Raw genomic sequence first — 17723 nt, 5'->3', positions numbered from 1 at the left:
CTGCGCGCACGTCCCCACGGAGAGAGGCTGCTCTCAGTCTCTTCTCAGCGGGATGGGGGAGAGTGGAAATAGGCCGCAGAAGACCGGCCGCCGGCCGCCACGGGGCCGTTCGTCCACAGATTCCGGCCGCACGCTCTCCTCAACCAGTGTGCGGCCGGACACGGCACCGGGCGAAGCGGCGCAGCAGGCGCCGACAACAGCCGCTTCCCTTACTCCCTGCCGATGAGCAGCGGGCCAGCGCCTCAAGGCCGGGGCGTCACCCGGAGCCAGACGAACTGCCGGGCGTCCAGGACCAGTCCCGCGTCGAGGCACACGTGGGCGCCGGTCAGGACGTCGACGGCGCCAGCCGCGAAGCCGGAGAGCGTCAACGCCGTTACCTCCTGGGGGCCGTCGCTGAAGTTAGCCAGGGCGAGGATCAGCGTTCCATTTCCGGGACGCTGGTACCCCAGGACTCCCGGGTTGTTCGTGGCGAACCCGACCAGCCGGGTCCCGGCCAGTTCCGGCGTCGCGGACCGTACGGACACCATCCGGCGCAGCCCGGCAAAGACCGCCCCGGCGGGGGTTTCCGGCTCCGCGCGCCGCGCGTACCCTGCGGCCGGGTAGTGCGGCCGGTGCACCCAGCGGCTGTCCGTTCCGTGGCCTTCCTCGGCGGCGTACCCGTAGTCGTTGAACTGGCCGACCTCGTCACCGAGGTAGAGCAGCGGGATGCCCCCGGTGCTGAAGGCCACCGAGTGGGCCAGCAGGATCCGGTCCACTGCCGCATCGGTTCCGCCCTCCAGCCCGCAGAGCGACGCCGTTGTGCCGGAAATCCGGCAGTCGCCGGTGCGGGGGTTGTCCTGAAAAGGCACCCCGCGGGCGAAGCTGCCAGGGAAACGGTTGACGTAGAAGGAATTGAGGAATCGCCGGTGCTCGAAGGCATTGATGCCAAGCTCGGCGGCATCCTCATCCGCAAATGTCCAGCCGATGTCGTCATGGCTGCGGACGTAGTTCACCCACGCCGTGCCGTCCGGAATATTGTGGCGCCGCTCCAGGGCCTGGGTGAGCAGGGACACGTCGCGGGTGGCCAGCGCCTCCCAGATCAGCGCCATCTGCAGGGGGTTGTAGGAGAGCTGGCACTCGGCGGGGTCAATGTAACGGGCCACCTCGTCGGGGTGGACGATCGCCTCGGACTTGAACAGCAGCGACGGCGCCGCCAGCCGGCACACGGCATTGAACGCCTGCAGCAGCGTGTGGGCTTCGGGAAGGTTCTCACAGGGCGTGCCGAGCTGCTTCCAAATGAAGGCGACGGCGTCCATCCGGAGAATGTCCACGCCCTGGTTGGCCAGGAACAGCATCTCGCCCGCCATGGCACGGAAGACGTCCGGGTTGGAGTAGTTCAGGTCCCACTGGAAGGTGTGGAACGTGGTCCAGACCCACCGTCCGTCCGGCAAGTCGACGAATGAGCCGGGGTGGTCGTCCGGGAAGATTTCGCGCACGGTTTGCTCGAACGCGTCCGGCATGGACCTGTCCGGGAAGATCCAGTAGTAGTCGCTGTAGGCCGGCTCGCCCGCGGCCGCCTTCCGGGCCCATTCGTGCTCGTCGGAGGTGTGGTTGAAGATGAAGTCGACCACGAGGCTGATGCCGTTCGCCCGCAGCTCGGCGGCGAGGTCACGCAGCTGCTCCATGGTGCCCAGCCTGGGATTGACGTCCCGGTAGCTGGAAACGGCGTAGCCGCCGTCGGAGTGCGGTTCGGGGGCCAGGAACAGCGGCATCAGGTGCAGGTAGGTCAGGCCCATTTCCTTGAAATAGGGGATCCGGGCGCGGACGCCTTCGAGGTCCATGGCGTATCTGTCGACGTAGCAAACGCCGCCGAGCATGGTATTGGACTGGAACCAGCCGCTGTTGTGTTCCCGTTCGGCGTCGAGGCCCTTGAGCGGCGCAGGCCTCTCGGCCCACGACCGGGCAGACTGCATCACTAGGTCGGTGAGCTGATCCAGCCAATCAGGCCGTGCGCCGTAGAGATCGTGGAACAGCCGGAACAAGGCCGGGAAATGACGGTCGAAGCGCTCTTCGAAGACGGCCCGGTCCGCGCCGTCCCACCCGATCCCCGTGCCCGCCGCCAAGGCCCGGAGCACATGCCGGCGGGCCTCGCTGTGGACGCCGTCGGCTAGAAGGGCGGGTTCAACCATGGAGCATCTCCTTTGACCAGTTTCAGTCCCCGACGGCGCGACGACCGTTCACATCCTTGCAGAAGGACGCGCGGGTGCCCAGCACGGCAGCCGTGTCCGGCGAGGAAAGGCAGCCGACAGCCGATGCCGCCAATGGTGCTGCCGCGAAGGTCTATAGGCTGGCGTGATGACCGCCTTGACTGATCTCCTGCCCACGCTGCTGGGCGTAGGGCTCCTGATGCTGGTCACCGTGGGGTTGCTTGCGGTTTTCCGGATCCCGCACCGGACCGCGCCGGCGCTGGCCATCCTGCGCGGGGCTGTGCAACTGGCTGTCATCAGCCTCATACTGGGCACTGTTATCACCAGTCCGGTCTGGGTCGGCGCCGCACTTCTCGTGATGTTTTCGGTGGCCGCAGTGACGGCCGCGCGACGCCTGGGGTGGAGTTGGGGCCGCCTGGCGGTAGTGGGCGGCTCGATGGCCGCCGGCATCCTGGTGACCCTGGCGATCGTTTTCGGCACGGGCGCTATGGCCCTGACGCCCCGCTACGCGCTGGCAATTGGGGGGATCGTGATCGGCAATGCGATGACCATCGCCACTCTGGCCGGCCGGCACTTTGCCGAGTCGGTGAATGAACGTTGGGATGAGGTTGAAGCGTGGCTGGCTTTGGGGGCGACGCGGCGTCGGTCGACGTTGGAGCTGGCCCGGCGCGCCGTCTATTCCGCCCTCATCCCTTCGACCGACCAGACTAAGACGACGGGACTTGTTACCCTGCCCGGGGCGTTTGTGGGTGCGATCTTCGGCGGCCTTTCACCCTTGGAGGCGGGCCGCTTCCAGATCGTCGTGCTCGCCTCGATCATGGCGGCAGGTTCCATGACCGCCGTGGCCCTGATCGGGATCATCGCGCCGGTGAGGGTGCGTCCGGTGCGTCCACGCTAGCGTCCGCGCCTTGGGCCGTCCTGACTACGCCGGCACCCGGATGACCAGGGGGTCCATCGCCTGGCCGTCGGCGTACTGGCCGTCGAAAAGTTCCGAACCGGCCTGGGAGACGGCGACCTCGACGCGCTCCCAGACGAGAAACCCCTCCATGTTGCGGGGCGCGGCAGTGCGCAGGGTGCCGACATCCGAGCGGTCCGTCCCGCCGCCGTCGCCCGTGCTGATGGACAGGACCCCGTGCCCGGCCGCGAACTCGACCCATGGATCCAGCAGCCGGACGAACATCATTCCGTGGTGACCGGCGACGCGGACATCGCCGCGGAACCGCAGCAATCCGGTGCCGCTGGCGGGATCGTACTCGGAGCCGGCGGGAGCGAAGCAGAACTCTCCGGACGCAGTGACCGTGGCGCCGTCGGCTGCGGAAACAGCACCGTCCGGGAGTCCCGAAATGTAATCCATAAAGCTGCGTTTGATACCCCAGGTCAGACCCGGCAGGGGCAGCGGGGCGGGGGAGGCGGACGTTGGTGTCACGTGGGTTCTCCTGGGCTGTCGGGCGGATCTACATCCGAGCCTAGCCGCGGATCCGCGCCGGGCTGAACTGTTGCACCGCCGCCGCTTCATCCTAAGTATTTCTCTGACGGCGTAGGCCCGCCAGGACTACTCCCGGGACGGCGGTGGTTGACTTGGATGAGTACCGTTTAGCAGGAGGTGCACCGTGGCCGCGTCCATCAGCAGGGTTTCCGGATCCGATGTGTCCGAAGACCCGTTGGATTCATATTCCGCAACGGTCATCCGCGTGGCCGAGGCTGTCACCCAGCACGTCGCCGCGCTCGAGGTGACCGGCAACGGGCGCAACGGCAGGGTGAGGGTCGGTGCGGGCTCGGCCGTGCTGTTCACCACGGACGGATATCTGCTGACGAATGCCCACGTGGTGGGTGGCGCCCAGTCCGGCCACGCAGTCTTCGCCGACGGCACCAGCACGGCCGTTGACGTGGTGGGCGCCGACCCGCTCTCCGATCTTGCCGTGGTCCACGGCAGGGCACCCACCGCGGCGCCGGCTGAACTCGGCGACGCCGAGTCCCTCCGGGTCGGCCAGCTGGTCATCGCCGTGGGCAATCCGCTCGGGCTCGCCGGCTCCGTCACCGCCGGCGTGGTCAGCGGGCTGGGCCGTTCGATCCCGGTCTGGTCCGGACGGAGCCGGCGCGTGATCGAGGACGTCATCCAGACCGACGCGGCCCTCAACCCCGGCAGCTCCGGCGGGGCGCTGGCAGACGCCCGCGGGCGGATCGTCGGCATCAATACGGCCGTGGCCGGTGTTGGGCTCGGGCTGGCCGTTCCCATCAACGCGACGTCCCGGCGGATCATCGCGTCCCTGCTCAAGGACGGCCGCGTCCGCCGGGCCTACCTGGGCCTGGTCAACACACCGATCCAGTTGCAGCCGAGCGCCGTCGTCCGGACGGGCCGCAGGGAGGGCCTGCTCGTGGTCGAAGTCCTCCCGGATTCCCCCGCCGAGCGGGCCGGGCTACGGACCGGCGACATCCTCCTGAAGGTCGGACACATGTATGTGTCCAACGCCGAGAGCCTGCAGAAACTGCTGTTCGCCGAAGCGATCGGGGAGCCGCTGGACCTTGCCGTGCTCCGGGACGGCGCGGACCTGCGACTGGTGGCCGTGCCCGCCGAGATGACCGATAACCAGTAGGGAAACCCGGTCCGGACCGGCGGTTTCAACCCGCTGGAATTTGCCCGCCGGGGGCCTAATCGCTGCCCGGCTAAACTACTTGGGTCCGCATAGCGGCGGCCCGCGGAATTACTTGGTTGGCGCCGCAATCACCTGCCCTCCGCTCCGCGCGCTTACTCAGCGGTACTGACCCCTGTACGCGTCTTTCTTTGGGCGAAAGATCGGGTAGCGGCATGCCTTGTTGCGCCCCGCCGGGCGTGTCACGGTGTCATTGGAAAGCCGGAGGGAACAGAGCCTCAGTACGGCCTGGTTTCGATGTTGATCCGGCTCTCCATAGACGATTAAGTTCGTTTTACCTGGGGAAATCGGAGAACATCGTGGATAGCCCAAAGGAAACAGCACCTTCCATTTCGGTCCGCCTCTTCGGATCATTCGAAGTGCGCCGGGACGGCGTGGCGCTCACCGCCGCCGACATGGGCGGATGCAAGCCCCGGCACATACTGGAAATCCTTCTCCTGAACCTTGGCACGCCCGTGTCCAAGACCCGCCTGATCGATCTTCTCTGGGGCGCCGGAGCCAGTGACGGCTCCGTTGCGACCCTCGAGAGCTATATCAGCGGTATCCGCCGTGCCATCCAGCCGGGGCAGACCAAGACCGGCCCGCTCCGCACGGCCAACAGTGGCTACGTCCTGGATCCTACGCTCGTGGACCTCGATCTGTTCCGGTTCCGGGACCTGGTCCGCGACGCCGGTGAGCTGGCTCCGGCGGAGGCCTACCCCCTGATGCTCGAGGCCCTGGAGATTTCCGCCGAGCCGCTGCTCGGGTTCGAACTTGCCTCCGACTGGGCCGAAGAGGCGCGCGCACGCCATGCAGCCGAGAAGGTGGCGCTGCAGATCCTCGCGGCAGAAACGGCGGCTCTGCTGGACAAACCAGACGATGCCGTCAACCTGGTCCAGGCTGCCATTCGCGCGGAGCCCCTGAACGAGCGGGCCTGGACGGTGCTGGTGACCGCCTATGAACAGGCAGGCCTGCCGGCGGAGGGCCTCGCGGCGTATGACCGCTGCCGGCGGCTCTTCGACCGCGACCTTGGCTGCAGCCCCGGTCCGGCCCTGCAGGAAGCGCATCTGCGGCTACTGCGGCAGCGCGCGGAAAGCAACTCCGAACTCTCCGAGGTACTGGCGGCGCTGCTCTATCTGGGTGAGCGGTTGAACGGGCCCAAGAGCCGGCAGCTGCCGGCGGCGGAGTCCCGGCGCATGCATGAGAACGCCGGGCGGGTGCTTGATTCCTTCCTCCAGCGCGTCCGGGCCGCGGTCTGACCCCCGCGGGGCCGCCACCGTTGGACCGGCGGCGCCGAATTGATGACCGAGATGGCCGCCACAGGGACGCGGGCGTTAGCTTCGTCACGTGGCCGGGATTCTCGGGGAATTCCGCCGCGCCGGGCCTCATACTGGGAACATCCCCGGCGGGCAGTCCCACCGCCGGGCGTGAGGAGGGCCCATGGAAACCTTGAAGAAAGTCGTCACGAACGAGTACTTCCCCGCAGCCGCTGTGCTGTCCGGAGTCATCCTGTTCTGGGTCCTGGGCCTCTTCGGCGGACTGTCCCTCCTAAGCACCCGCCAAAGCCCGGTGACCACCCTGACGTGGATGATGTTCGTCTACGCCGCAGCGGTGCTCTCGCCCCTGGCCGGGCTTGTCGCCGCCATCGACCTCGTGCGCCGGTGGCTGCGGAACCGGCAGGCGGCCGCGGCGGAATCCGCCTAGTCCGCCCCGCCTGGCCTATCCCGGCGCCCGGTCCATCCCGGCGCCCGGTCAGCCAGCCGGCGCCATGCCGCTGCCGGCGCCCTCTGTCAACCGAAGCGCGACTGTTACTCGAAGCGCGACGGATCACCCATGCCGCGCCGGACGATTTCTGCGACGCCGCTGGAGTAGTCGATCACAGTGGTTGGCTCGGCACCACAGTCGCCGGAATCGATCACGGCGTCCACCACGTGGTCCAGGCGTTCCTTGATCTCCCACCCCTGAGTGAGTGGCTCTTCCTCATCGGGAAGCAGCAAAGTGCTCGACAGCAGCGGCTCGCCAAGCTCAGCGAGCAGCGCCTGCACGACGTGGTTGTCCGGAATGCGCACGCCAACAGTCTTTTTCTTCGGGTGCAGCAGCCGTTTCGGGACCTCCCTGGTCGCCGGCAGGATGAAGGTATAGCTGCCGGGCGTGACGGCCTTGATGCTGCGGAACACATCGTTGTCGATCTGGACGAACTGGCCCAACTGGGCGAAGTCCTTGCAGACGAGGGTGAAATGATGTTTGCCGTCCAACTGCCGGATGGTCCGGATCCGGTCCAGGGCCTCCCGGTTACCCAGCTGAGCGCCCAGCGCGTAGCAGGAATCCGTGGGGTAAGCGATCAGGCCGCCTGAGCGCACGATGTCCACCGCCTGGAGGATCGAACGGGGCTGGGGGTTCTCGGGGTGCACATCGAAGTATCTCGCCATGCCAAGAGCATACGCCCGGCGGCCGCCCGGACGACCACAGCGGAGCCCGTCAGCCGACCCGAATGTCCCGCGGCGGAGCGGGGCCGGCCGCTGCTTGTGCACAGACAGTTCTGTCTGATACTTTCATTCCGGTGTAGACAAACCTGTCTACACCCCACTCATGCAGGTTTGCGGCAACGAACACCGAGAGCGAGAACCGAATGCTGTCAATGGCAGGAAAGACAGTTCTGATCACCGGAGGCACCGGCGGGATCGGCAAGGCCACGGCTCTGGGTCTGGCCGCCCTGGGTGCGCGGGTTGCCATCACTGGACGCAACGCTGACAGGGCATCGCGGGCAGCTGAGGAGATCCGGGCTGTGGCGTCGGCCCCCGTCGAGGTGTTCACCGCCGATCTCTCCTCCCAACGGGAAGTCCGCAGGCTGGCCGACGAGGTGCTGAATACCTTGGACCGCCTCGATGTGCTGGTCAACAATGTGGGCGGATTCTGGAACACCCGCCGCGTCACCGTGGATGGACTTGAGTACACCTTCGCCCTTAACCACCTTGCTCCTTTCCTGCTCACCAACCTTCTCCTTGAACGGTTGAAGGAGAGCGGACCGGCGCGGATCGTAACGGTCTCGTCCGGCGCCCAGGCCATGGCCCGGATGGACTTCGCGGACCTGCTGGCCGAACGGTCCTACTCGGGGCAGCGGGCGTACAACCAGTCGAAATTGGCCAACGTCTTGTTCACTTACGGACTCGCCGCACGTCTCTCCGACACCCACGTCACCGCAAATGTGCTCCACCCCGGAGTCGTGGCGACGGCGTTCGGAGCCGAAGATCCGGGCCGGCTGCAAGAGTTCCTGACACCGCTGGTTCAGCGGTGGATGAAAACCCCGGAGCAGGGCGCCCGGACCTCCATCTACCTTGCCTCGGCGCCGGAGGTCGAAAACGTCACCGGCCAATACTTTGCCAACAGCACTCCCAAGAAATCATCAAAACGCAGCTACAGCCAGTCCGATATTGACCGCCTCTGGCAGGTCAGCTCGGCTCTGGTCGGCCTCGAATCCGACTCTGAAAGAAGCACGAACCTTCCATGACCCCACAGCGCACGCTCGTCCTTGTTGCCCACCCCGACCTGGAAAGCTCGCGGATCACCGCGCACCTCACCTCAGCCATCATGGACTTGGAGCACGTGACGGTGCATGACCTCTCCGCCGCCCACCCGGACCGGCGGTTCGACACCGCCCGGGAACAGGAATTGCTGCGCGGGCACGACACCATCGTCTGGCAGTTCCCGTGGCACTGGTACTCCGTCCCGGGGGTCCTGAAGGAGTGGATGGACCAGGTGCTCACCTACGGCTTCGCGTACGGCGCCGGAGGCGACGCCCTCCACGGAAAGCGGCTCCAGCTGGTGCTGTCGACCGGCGGCCCTGAATCGTCCTACGCGCCGGCAGGACACAACCGCTTCACGATGGAGGAGCTCCTGCGCCCCCTCGACGCGACCGCGCACTTGTGCGGCCTGGAGATGGCCCAGCCACTCATCCTGCATTCGGCACCCCGGGTGGACGCCGACGAACTCGGCCGGCACGCCGCCCGGTACCGAGAACTGCTGGCTCCCGCGTCGGTCGCCGCGCGGTAGCCGGAATCCGGTGCGTCGGATCAGACGCACCGGGGGGAGCGGCGGTCAGGCGGCCTGGGCGGCGGACATGAAAGCAGACCCGCCGGCCCGGCTCCGCACAGGCTTTGCCCGGCCGGGTAGCCCGTTGCCGCCAGCAGCAGCACCGCCAGCGTCCAGCGCAGGGCCTCGTCCGCCGTCATGTCCACACAGTCACAACTGCTCGTCGTGGTGGATCCGTTCGCCGAGCTGCCGCAACGGCTCCCCGCTGCCGCTCCACTGCTGGGCGATGAACTCTGCCGCGATGGACACCGCCGTTTCCTCCGGGGTGCGGGCGCCCAGGTCCAGGCCGACAGGACTGTGAAGCCTGGACAACTCGGCCTCAGTCAGTCCCGTCTGCCGAAGCCGTGCCATCCTGTCCTCGTGCGTGCGCCGGGATCCCATGGCGCCGATAAAGGCCACGGGGCTGCCGCGCAGGGCCACCTCAAGGACGGGGATGTCGAACTTCGGGTCGTGGGTCAGGACGCAGAGCACAGCCCTGGAATCCAGCAGGCCTTGGGCAAACTGCTCGCTTAGGTACCGGTGTGGCCACGCGTTGACCACCTCGGCGGCGTCGGGGAATCGCGCCGGCGTCGCGAATACGGACCGCGCATCACAGACGGTCACCCGGTAGCCCAGGAACGCGCCCAGCCGCGCCAGCGCCGCGGCGAAGTCAATGGCGCCGAAAACGAGCATGCGCGGCGGCGGCGCATAGCTGGCAAAGAAGACGCGCATGCCGGTGTCCAGCCGCTCGCCGTCCACACCGTAGTTCAGGATGCCCGTCCGGCCGGCGGCGAGAAGACCCTGGGTGTCGTCGCCGACGGCGCGGTTGGTCCGGTCCGAGCCCAGGTCACCCCCGCAACCGTCCGGCCTGACAACCAGGTGCCGCCCCACGCGGCCGGCATCCGGGTGTTCGATGATCGTGGCGACGCCCACGCGGCGCCCGGCGGTGATGTCCTGCGCGACGGCGTCGAGTTCGGCAAAGCGGTGCCGGGAAACAGGTTCGACGAAGATATCGATGATTCCACCGCAGGTCAGGCCCACGGCAAAGGCATCGTCATCGCTGATCCCGTAGCGCACCAGGGCCGGCACGCCGTCGTCCTTGACCTGGGTGGCGAGCTCGTACACGGCCCCCTCGACGCAGCCGCCGGAGACGGATCCCACGGCCTCGCCGCCGGCCGTCACCAGCATCGCCGCCCCCGGGAGCCGGGGCGCAGATCGGAATGTGCTCACGACGGTGGCCAGGCCTGCCGTGGCACCGCTTCGCCAGTCGGGCAACATGGCCGCGAGGACATCACGCATCGGCGCTCCTCAGAGCCTGCCGCACAGCCGGAGCAGCCGGAACGCCGAACGCCGGCCGGCCCAGTACGCGATGCACGCCACGACGGCGATAACGCCGAGGACCTTCACCGGGCTGGCCAATTGCTCCGCCGCGATTCCCTTGGCGAGGCTCAGCGCATCCAGGCTGCCGTCGGGCGCAGCCGCCGCTGAGACAGGCACAGGGACCGGTTCCGGCGCCGACGCGGGGACCGGAGCCGGGGTGGGTCCGGGGACCGCCGCAGGGGTCGGTCCGGCAGGGGCTTCCTCCGCAGGGGGTGCTGCCTCTGTGAGCATGGCCTGCAGATTTTTCGCGAAGAGCGACATCATCTGCTCAGTGACGCTGCCGATCACCCCCTTGCCCATGGCCGCTGCCTTGCCGGACAGCGCCAGGTCTGCGCTGACGGAACCCCGTGTGGCCGCTCCGTCTTCGGCCAGCACCAGGGTGACGGTGGCCTCGGCAGTGCCTTGTCCGCGCGTCTCCTGGGCCTTGCCGCCAAGGACCGCACGATGTTCCGGGGCGTTTCGTTCAATGACGTTCAGCAGGCCCTTGTATTGCATCGTGACCGGGCCGAGCTTTACCGTCATGCCCACTTGGTAGGCGTCGTCCGAGAGCTTGTTCAGGATCCTGGCCCCCGGAAGGCAGCCGGCCACCCGTTCGAAGTCCATCAGCGTGTCCCACACCTGGCTTATCGGTGCGACCACCGAGAACGTGCTGTCAATGTGCATGGGCTGGTTCCTTGCCTCTCGCTCGTTCGTGCGTGTCCTGTGAAGGCGGCCCCTCGCCGCGAATGGCGGCAGCCACCTGCGCAAAGGCCCGGTAGCTGTGGCCGCTGACGAAGGCGTCGCAGTAGGGCAGGGCTGCCGCCATGCCGCCGACGAGGGGCCGGTACTGCGGGGCTGCCTTGCGCGGATTCACCCAGATGATCCGGTGGGCGAGCCGGCGCAGGCGGGCCATCTGCGCCGCGACCTGTTCCGGATCCTCGTAGGCCCAGCCGTCGGAAAACACCACCACCACAGCGCCCCGCGCCAGTCCGCGGCGGCCGTATTCGTCGACGAAGCGCCGGAGGCATTCGGCGATCCGGGTTCCGCCGGCCCAGTCCGGCGCGGAGACAGCGGCGCGGGCCAGGGCCTGGTCCGGATCACGCAGGGCCAGTTGCCGTGTCAGCCTGGTCAGCCTGGTGGAGAAGACAAAGGCTTCCGCCCCGACCTGGGTCACGGCGCCCTGCAGGAAGGATACGAAGACCCGGGAGTAGGGTTCCATCGATCCCGAAACATCGCAGAGCAACACCAGTTTGCGGCGCTGCTCGCGCCGGCGGGCATAGAGCAGCGCCGGGGCGTCGGTCCCGGACCGCCGGGCGGCGCGCACTGTCGCCCGGACGTCCAGGCTCGCCGTGTTGTGGGCCGACGTGCGCGTGCGCCGGCTCAGGCGCAGCGGCGTCGCGAGCTGCAGCGCCGCCGCCAGCCGCCGTACCTCCGCTACTTCCTCGGCGGAAAGCTCGGCAAAGGATGTCACCTGCAGGTGTTCGTCCGCGGAAACCATGGCAAGGACGGCCTCCCGGTCCGTGCGGCCGTCCTCCGCGGAGCCGTCCCGGCCGGGGAAGGCCAGGCGCGGCCACTGCGGCGTCCCGGGGGCCGGGCCCGGCGTCTGGCTCCCTGGCGCTGCGGGCCTGGTCCGGAGCGCCGGTGCGGGAGGCGCCGGTGCGGGAGGCGCCGCTGCCGCGCCGGGCACGCTGCCCGGCTGGGCGGGGGCGGCGTTCGCGCGGAACACGGCCGCGAAGACGGCATCGAACACGGGCACTTCTTCGCGGGCCGACACGAGCACCACGCGGCAGGTCCAGTAGAGCTGCTCAAGCCGGGCCGGGGGGATCAGGTGGAGCGCCTCGGCCAGCCGCGCCGCCCGGTCCGGCGAGGTCGCCAGGCCGGCCCTCCGGATGGCCGTGACGAACGCGGCGGACAAGGCGGCCGCCTCGACCAGTGGCGGCTGAGGTGGCTGATCGGTGGCACTGTTGTTTTGGGCGGGGCCGTTGTCTTCAACCATCGGTGCCGTCCACGAGCCAGGCCGCGCCGCGGGAGCCGACGAGTTCGAGGTCATCGCGGTTCTTGACGATGGAGCCCCACGTCTGCTCGGTGGTGCCGGGGTCGATCCGCTTCACCCCCAGCACGGCCAGGGCCGAGACCCAGTCGATTGCCTCGGAGATCCCGGGCGGCTTGGCGAGGTCCAGGGTGCGCAGCCGGGTGATGACGGCCGCGGCCTGGAGGGCCAGCGGGCCGCTGCTGGCAGGAACCCGGCGGCGCACGATCTCGGCGATCCGGGCGGGTCCCGGGTAGTCGATCCAGTGGTACAGGCAGCGGCGGGTCAGGGCGTCGTGAAGGTCCCGGGTCCGGTTGGAGGTCAGGATCACGATGGGGGGATGGGTGGCGCGGATTGTGCCCAGCTCCGGGATGGTGACGGCGGATTCGGCCAGCAGTTCAAAGGTGAAAGCCTCGAATTCGGCGTCGGCGCGGTCGATCTCGTCCAGGAGGAGCACGGCAGGCCGCGGGCCGGGATGTTCCAGCGCCTGCAGGAGCGGGCGCCGCAGCAGGTACTGGGAGGCAAACAGGTCCGTTTCCGTGACCTCGGTGTCGCGGACTTCGGCCAGCCGGATGCCGAGCAGCTGGCGCTGGTGGTTCCACTCATAGAGGGCCTCACCGGCGTCGATTCCCTCATAGCACTGCAGCCGGTACAGCGGGGTGTTGAGGAGCTCGGCCAGCGCCTTCGCGGCCTCCGTCTTCCCGACTCCCGCCTCGCCCTCGAGCAGGATGGGCTGCGGCAGGCGGACAGCCAGGAACAGGGCCGTCGCCAGTCCGACGTCAGCCAGGTAGTTGGTCCGGTCCAGCGCGGCCATCAGCGATCCGACATCCGGGACCCGGCGCCGCACGTCCTCCTCCGCGCCGGCCCGCGCCGCCGCCGTCATAGGGCCCCCAGCAGCCCGGCAAGGAGGCGCCGGTAGTCGTCTTCGGTGTCGACGTCCGGGGGGACGGGGCCGGGTGTACGGACCTCGACGACGTCGTCTGCCCGCTGTGCCAGGAGCTTCCAGACGGCTTTGTCCCCGTGCAGGGCGGCCAGGTCCGGCAGCAGGCGCCGGGCAAACGCCATCGGGTGGCCCACGCCGTCGTCGTAGCGGCACACCGCGATGCCGGCAGCGCGCGCAGAAGTGGGCTGCAGGGCGCCAAGCACTGCCCGGACGCTCGCGGCCCGGACACCGGGCTGATCGCCGAGCAGCAGGACGACGGCGCCGGTGTCCGGATGGAGGACGGCGAGCGCCGTGGCGATCGAGGACGCGCACCCTTCGCCGAAGTCCGGGTTGAGCACCACATCGCAGCCGCTGGTGTCCACGGTGCGCTCCACCTCGGCCGCTGCGCCGCCCAGGGCCAGCACCGTCTGGCCGAAGGCGCAGTCCCGGGCAGTCGCCAGGACGGCATCGAGCAGCACGCCCCCGCCGTAAGGCAGCATCTGCTTCGGCCGGCCCAGGCGCCGGGAACCGCCCGCGGCCAGGATGATGCCGGCGGTCCGGGGTCCGGGGCTTCCTTCCGCCCGCAACGGGTCAGGTCGTAACGGCATAGCGTTCCGGATCTTTGCGGAAGGCGGCCCGGCAGCCGGGCGAGCAGAAGTAGACGGCGGCCCCTTCGTGAACCAGGTGCAGGGACGATTCGAGGGCCGGGACGGACATGCCGCACACCGGGTCGACCGCGCTCGCCGGCTCCGGTGGTGCAGGCTCGGATGGCACTGGCTCCGTGCCGAAGCTCGGGGCCGCGGCCGCGGCCGCGGACGCTGGGGACGGCGCGGCAGCGGACGCCAGGGGCGGGGCCGCGCGCCGCGCCCTGGACCGTTCACCGACCAGCTGGGCGAGGATGGACAGGGCGATCTCCCCGGGGGTCCGGGCGCCGAGCTGCAGCCCGGCCGGTGTGAAAACCCGCCGCCGCAGGGCGTCGTCGACGTCGAGGGATTCCAGGACGGCGGCGCCGCGGGTTCTACTGGCCACGAGGGCAACGTAGGGGACACCGGCCCGCAGGGCCGCTTCCAGGGCACGCTCTTCCGCTTTGCCGTGCGAGGCGACAATCAATGCCGCGTCATCCCCGCGGGGATCGGCGGATTCGCCGTCCGTCAGTTCGACTTCGAGGCCGACGCCGGAGCCGAGCGTTTCCAGGGCCTGCGCCACCGGCGTCGTGCCCACCACCACGACCCGGGGCGCCGGAATCCGCGGCTGTAGGAAGATCTCGATGGCCCCGCCGCTCAGGCACGGGTTGGTGACCTCGACGGCGCCTTCCTCCGCGGTGCGGGACGGTTCTCCGGGCAGCACCCGCAGCAGGAGGGGTTCCTGGGTGGCCAGGACCTGCCGGCTGTACTCGCGCACCGACTCCTCCACGCAGTTTCCGCCCACAAAGCCGTGGATCTCTCCGCTGGGCAGCACCAGGGCGGTGTCCCCGGCGTGGGCGCTCGTCGGATGCTGGGCGCGGACCACCGTGGCATGGACGAACGGCTCGCGGCGGCTGGCGAGTTCATCTGCCCTGGCGGCCAGGGATCCTGCGGTGGAAGCCATCAGATCGGCGGCCGTGCCCGGCCCTGCATGGCAGCCCAGACGCGGGCCGGGGTGCAGGGCATGTCCATATGCGTGACGCCGAACGGCGCCAAGGCATCGACGACGGCGTTGACGATCGCCGGCGGTGAGCCGACTGTGGCGGACTCACCGATGCCCTTCGCCCCGATCGGGTGGTGCGGGGAGGGCGTGACAGTGAATCCGGTTTCCCAGTCCGGCACCTCCATGGCCGTGGGGATCAGGTAGTCCATGAAGGACCCGGCGAGGCAGTTGCCGTCCTCGTCGAATTCGATGATCTCCATCAGGGCCATGCCCACACCGTCCGTCAGCCCGCCATGCACCTGGCCTTCGATGATCATCGGGTTGATCCTGGTGCCGCAGTCATCCACCGCGATGAAGCGCCGCACTTTGACCTCCCCGGTGCCGGGATCGATGTCGACGACGCAGATGTAGGCGCCGAACGGGAAGGTCAGGTTCGGCGGGTCGTAGGTGACCTCGGCGTCGAGGTTTCCGTCAACGCCCTCAGGCAAGGCAATCGTGCCGTGGGCGCCCATGGCGATCTCGGCCATGGTCTTGCCGACGCTCGGATCGCCTTTGACGAACCAGCGACCCTTTTCCCATTCGAGGTCCTCGGGGCGGGTCTCCAGCATCGCCCCGGCGATCAGTTTCGCCTTCTCGCGCACCTTCCGGGCTACAAGGGCCACGGCGCCGCCGCTGACCGGCGTCGAACGGCTGCCGTACGTGCCCAACCCGAACGGGGTCTGGTCGGTGTCCCCGTGCACCACCTCGATGTCCTCCGGCGGGATGCCGAGTTCTTCCGCCACGATCTGGGCGAAGGTGGTCTCGTGGCCCTGGCCCTGGCTCTGCACCGAGATGCGCACCACGGCCTTGCCAGTGGGGTGGACGCGCAGTTCGGCGCCGTCGGCCATGCCGAGGCCCACAATGTCGAAGTGTTTCCTGGGCCCGGCTCCGACGACTTCCGTGAAGAAGGAAACCCCGATGCCCATGAGTTCCCCGCGTTCGCGTTTCTCGGCCTGCTCGCGGCGGAGGTCCTCGTATCCGGCGAGCTGCATCGAGAGGCGCATGGCGGCCTCGTAGTTGCCCGAGTCGTAGACCCAGCCGGTCTTATTGGCATAGGGGAATTGTTCCGGCTTGATGAAGTTCTTGAGCCGCAGCTCCGCCGGGTCCATGTCCAGCTTGCGGGCCAGGATGTCGACCATCCGCTCCACGAGGTACACGGCCTCGGTGACCCGGAACGAGCACGCGTACGCGACCCCGCCGGGCGCCTTGTTGGTATAGACGCCGGTGACGGAGCAGTGGGCGGCCGCGAGGTCGTAGCTGCCGGTGAAGATGGAGAAGAATCCGGCCGGGTTCTTGGTGGGCTGGGCGGTGGCGTTGAACGCGCCGTGGTCGGCCAGCACGTGGGTGCGCAGGGCGAGGATCTTGCCGTCCCTGGTCGCCGCGATTTCGCCCTGCATGATGTAGTCCCGGGCGAACGAGGTCGACATCAGGTTTTCGGAGCGGTCCTCCACCCATTTGACCGGGCGGCCGGAGACGATCGAACCGACGACGGCGAGGATGTAGCCGGGATAGATCCCGACCTTGTTGCCGAAGCCGCCGCCGATATCGGGGGAGACGATCCGGATCTTGTGCTCGGGGATGCCGGCGACGATCGCGAACAGGGTCCGGTGCGCGTGCGGTGCCTGGGTGGTCTCGTAGAGCGTCAGCTTGCCGTTGACGGCGTCGAAATCGGCGACGGCGCCGCACGTCTCCATCGGGGCGGGATGGACCCGCGGGTAGACGACCTCCTGGCTGACCACAACATCCGCGGCGGCGAACACCGCATCCGTTTCGGCCTTGTCGCCCATCTCCCAGTCGAAGATCCGGTTGTCCGTCCGGCCCTCGATCTCATCGCGGATCACCGGGGCGTCTGCGTCCAGTGCCTTGCGGGCGTCCACCAGCGGGGGAAGGACATCGTATTCGACGTCGATCAGCTCCAGGGCGTCCCGGGCGGCGTAACGGTCCTCGGCCACGACAAACGCGACTTCCTGGCCCTGGAACCGGACTTTGTCGGTCACCAGCACGGCCTGGACATCCGCCGACAGCGTCGGCGCCCACGCGAGCTTCAGGCCCAACAGGTCCTTGCCGGTAATGACGGCGACCACTTTCGGATGCGCGAGGGCGTTAGTCGTGTCGATGGACACGAGCCGGGCGTGCGCGACCGGAGCGCGCAGGATGGCGCCGTGCAGCATCCCCGGCAACACGATGTCATCCAGGTAGTGGCCCTTGCCGCGCACGAAGCGCGGGTCTTCCTTCCGCTGGATGCGGCCATAGCCGATGGGGCGGTCCTCGTCGCCAGCGGCCGGGTTTGACTGCCGGTCATGGATGACGGTCATGCCTTCACCTCCGTGTCTTCTGTCTCCGCCGCGACATCCGGGACGGCGGTGTCCGTGTCGGCGGCGGCCGTGTCGGCCAGGCCGGAGCCGGCCGGATGGGCGGCGGCCCACTGCACCGAGCGGACAATCGTCGCGTAGCCCGTGCACCGGCAGATCTGCCCGGAAATGGCCTGCCGGATCTCGGCGTCGTCCGGGTGCGGATTCTTATCCAGCAGCGCGCGGGCCGTGAGCATCATCCCCGGGGTGCAGAAGCCACACTGCAGCCCGTGCTCTTCCATGAAGCCCTGCTGGACGGGGTCGAGGGTGCCGCCGCTGGCCAGCCCCTCGACGGTGCGGATGTCGTGCCCCGCGGCCATGGCGGCCAGGACGGTGCAGGACTTCACGGGCTGTCCGTCCATCAGGACCACGCACGTCCCGCAGTTGCTTGTGTCGCATCCCCAGTGAGTACCGGTGAGGCCCAGGACCTCGCGGATGTAGTGGACCAGGAGCACCCGGGGCTCAATCTCGCTCGTGACGTCGGCGCCGTTCACGGTCATGCTGATCTGCATC

At 68.6% G+C, this 17723-nt stretch carries 17 protein-coding genes; 6 read left to right on the top strand and 11 right to left on the bottom strand.

All coding sequences use genetic code 11. The annotated features are described in order from the left end of the window. Positions 1 to 242 precede the first annotated feature (242 nt). Complete coding sequence (locus ARTB_RS03885) at positions 243 to 2168, bottom strand: alpha-amylase family protein (protein WP_243177788.1); 1926 nt, start codon at positions 2166 to 2168, stop codon at positions 243 to 245. A 166-nt stretch (positions 2169 to 2334) separates the two neighbouring features. On the opposite strand from ARTB_RS03885, the gene ARTB_RS03880 reads away from it, so the two are divergent. Continuing rightward, positions 2335 to 3084, top strand: a complete 750-nt coding sequence (locus tag ARTB_RS03880; protein WP_243177787.1) for an ABC transporter permease — start codon at positions 2335 to 2337, stop codon at positions 3082 to 3084. Positions 3085 to 3108: 24 nt separating this feature from the next. Here the strand turns inward: ARTB_RS03880 and ARTB_RS03875 are convergent, their stop codons facing one another. Continuing rightward, complete coding sequence (locus tag ARTB_RS03875; RefSeq protein WP_052355067.1) at positions 3109 to 3612, bottom strand: HtaA domain-containing protein; 504 nt, start codon at positions 3610 to 3612, stop codon at positions 3109 to 3111. A gap of 184 nt (positions 3613 to 3796) precedes the next feature. Here ARTB_RS03875 and ARTB_RS03870 point away from each other — a divergent pair, with 184 nt between their 5' ends. From ARTB_RS03870 to ARTB_RS03860, 3 genes are all read left to right on the top strand, one after another. Next, on the top strand, positions 3797 to 4780 hold the full coding sequence (locus ARTB_RS03870; RefSeq protein WP_043436053.1) for a S1C family serine protease: 984 nt from the start codon (positions 3797 to 3799) through the stop codon (positions 4778 to 4780). A 356-nt stretch (positions 4781 to 5136) separates the two neighbouring features. Next, complete coding sequence (locus ARTB_RS03865; RefSeq protein WP_243177785.1) at positions 5137 to 6075, top strand: AfsR/SARP family transcriptional regulator; 939 nt, start codon at positions 5137 to 5139, stop codon at positions 6073 to 6075. A 181-nt stretch (positions 6076 to 6256) separates the two neighbouring features. Next, entirely contained in the window at positions 6257 to 6520 is a 264-nt protein-coding gene (locus ARTB_RS03860) for a hypothetical protein (protein ID WP_028276801.1), read from the top strand. 104 nt (positions 6521 to 6624) lie between these two features. Here ARTB_RS03860 and ARTB_RS03855 read toward each other — a convergent pair whose 3' ends face one another. After that, positions 6625 to 7245, bottom strand: coding sequence for an L-threonylcarbamoyladenylate synthase (locus ARTB_RS03855; RefSeq protein WP_028276802.1), 621 nt, complete (start codon positions 7243 to 7245; stop codon positions 6625 to 6627). A 209-nt stretch (positions 7246 to 7454) separates the two neighbouring features. Here ARTB_RS03855 and ARTB_RS03850 point away from each other — a divergent pair, with 209 nt between their 5' ends. Then, a complete protein-coding gene (locus tag ARTB_RS03850; protein WP_243177784.1) occupies positions 7455 to 8324 on the top strand; it encodes an SDR family NAD(P)-dependent oxidoreductase in 870 nt (289 codons plus the stop codon). Continuing rightward, positions 8321 to 8866: an NAD(P)H-dependent oxidoreductase gene (locus tag ARTB_RS03845; protein ID WP_243177783.1), complete on the top strand. Its 546-nt coding sequence runs from the start codon at positions 8321 to 8323 to the stop codon at positions 8864 to 8866. The genes ARTB_RS03850 and ARTB_RS03845 overlap by 4 nt, the downstream gene beginning before the upstream one ends. Before the next feature lie 189 nt (positions 8867 to 9055). Here ARTB_RS03845 and ARTB_RS03840 read toward each other — a convergent pair whose 3' ends face one another. From ARTB_RS03840 to ARTB_RS03805, 8 genes are read right to left on the bottom strand one after another with little or no spacing between them, the layout of a single operon-like run. Continuing rightward, on the bottom strand, positions 9056 to 10183 hold the full coding sequence (locus tag ARTB_RS03840) for an XdhC family protein (protein ID WP_243177781.1): 1128 nt from the start codon (positions 10181 to 10183) through the stop codon (positions 9056 to 9058). A gap of 9 nt (positions 10184 to 10192) precedes the next feature. Further along, positions 10193 to 10927 carry an SRPBCC family protein gene (locus tag ARTB_RS03835; RefSeq protein WP_243177779.1) on the bottom strand — a complete coding sequence of 245 codons (735 nt, stop codon included), beginning with the start codon at positions 10925 to 10927 and terminating at the stop codon, positions 10193 to 10195. Beyond that, positions 10917 to 12239 (bottom strand): vWA domain-containing protein, encoded by a 1323-nt coding sequence (locus ARTB_RS03830; protein ID WP_243177777.1) that lies wholly within the window; start codon positions 12237 to 12239, stop codon positions 10917 to 10919. Before ARTB_RS03830 ends, ARTB_RS03835 begins: the two co-directional genes overlap by 11 nt. Next, complete coding sequence (locus ARTB_RS03825; protein ID WP_243177776.1) at positions 12232 to 13155, bottom strand: AAA family ATPase; 924 nt, start codon at positions 13153 to 13155, stop codon at positions 12232 to 12234. The genes ARTB_RS03830 and ARTB_RS03825 overlap by 8 nt, the downstream gene beginning before the upstream one ends. Next, entirely contained in the window at positions 13152 to 13802 is a 651-nt protein-coding gene (locus tag ARTB_RS03820) for a nucleotidyltransferase family protein (protein ID WP_243177774.1), read from the bottom strand. Before ARTB_RS03820 ends, ARTB_RS03825 begins: the two co-directional genes overlap by 4 nt. After that, the gene (locus ARTB_RS03815) at positions 13786 to 14781 is read right to left on the bottom strand and encodes an XdhC family protein (protein WP_243177772.1); all 996 of its coding nucleotides are present in this window, start codon (positions 14779 to 14781) and stop codon (positions 13786 to 13788) included. Before ARTB_RS03815 ends, ARTB_RS03820 begins: the two co-directional genes overlap by 17 nt. Further along, a complete protein-coding gene (locus tag ARTB_RS03810; protein WP_243177770.1) occupies positions 14781 to 17174 on the bottom strand; it encodes an aerobic carbon-monoxide dehydrogenase large subunit in 2394 nt (797 codons plus the stop codon). Before ARTB_RS03810 ends, ARTB_RS03815 begins: the two co-directional genes overlap by 1 nt. Then, entirely contained in the window at positions 17171 to 17722 is a 552-nt protein-coding gene (locus tag ARTB_RS03805) for a (2Fe-2S)-binding protein (RefSeq protein ID WP_243177768.1), read from the bottom strand. Before ARTB_RS03805 ends, ARTB_RS03810 begins: the two co-directional genes overlap by 4 nt. Position 17723 lies beyond the last annotated feature (1 nt).

Origin of the sequence: Arthrobacter humicola (assembly GCF_022803015.1) — a bacterium.
Lineage (GTDB): Bacteria > Actinomycetota > Actinomycetes > Actinomycetales > Micrococcaceae > Arthrobacter > Arthrobacter humicola_A.
The sequence above is the reverse complement of the archived record's forward strand: the minus strand, read 5'-3'. Positions and strand labels throughout refer to the sequence as shown.

Excerpts from the sequence above, each read along its gene's own strand:
- ARTB_RS03885 (WP_243177788.1), bottom strand. The coding sequence starts at position 2,168 with ATGGTTGAACCCGCCCTTCTAGCCGACGGCGTCCACAGCGAGGCCCGC.
- ARTB_RS03880 (WP_243177787.1), top strand. The coding sequence starts at position 2,335 with ATGACCGCCTTGACTGATCTCCTGCCCACGCTGCTGGGCGTAGGGCTC.
- ARTB_RS03860 (WP_028276801.1), top strand. The coding sequence starts at position 6,257 with ATGGAAACCTTGAAGAAAGTCGTCACGAACGAGTACTTCCCCGCAGCC.
- ARTB_RS03855 (WP_028276802.1), bottom strand. The coding sequence starts at position 7,245 with ATGGCGAGATACTTCGATGTGCACCCCGAGAACCCCCAGCCCCGTTCG.
- ARTB_RS03850 (WP_243177784.1), top strand. The coding sequence starts at position 7,455 with ATGGCAGGAAAGACAGTTCTGATCACCGGAGGCACCGGCGGGATCGGC.
- ARTB_RS03845 (WP_243177783.1), top strand. The coding sequence starts at position 8,321 with ATGACCCCACAGCGCACGCTCGTCCTTGTTGCCCACCCCGACCTGGAA.
- ARTB_RS03840 (WP_243177781.1), bottom strand. The coding sequence starts at position 10,183 with ATGCGTGATGTCCTCGCGGCCATGTTGCCCGACTGGCGAAGCGGTGCC.
- ARTB_RS03835 (WP_243177779.1), bottom strand. The coding sequence starts at position 10,927 with ATGCACATTGACAGCACGTTCTCGGTGGTCGCACCGATAAGCCAGGTG.
- ARTB_RS03830 (WP_243177777.1), bottom strand. The coding sequence starts at position 12,239 with ATGGTTGAAGACAACGGCCCCGCCCAAAACAACAGTGCCACCGATCAG.
- ARTB_RS03825 (WP_243177776.1), bottom strand. The coding sequence starts at position 13,155 with ATGACGGCGGCGGCGCGGGCCGGCGCGGAGGAGGACGTGCGGCGCCGG.
- ARTB_RS03820 (WP_243177774.1), bottom strand. The coding sequence starts at position 13,802 with ATGCCGTTACGACCTGACCCGTTGCGGGCGGAAGGAAGCCCCGGACCC.
- ARTB_RS03815 (WP_243177772.1), bottom strand. The coding sequence starts at position 14,781 with ATGGCTTCCACCGCAGGATCCCTGGCCGCCAGGGCAGATGAACTCGCC.
- ARTB_RS03810 (WP_243177770.1), bottom strand. The coding sequence starts at position 17,174 with ATGACCGTCATCCATGACCGGCAGTCAAACCCGGCCGCTGGCGACGAG.
- ARTB_RS03805 (WP_243177768.1), bottom strand. The coding sequence starts at position 17,722 with ATGCAGATCAGCATGACCGTGAACGGCGCCGACGTCACGAGCGAGATT.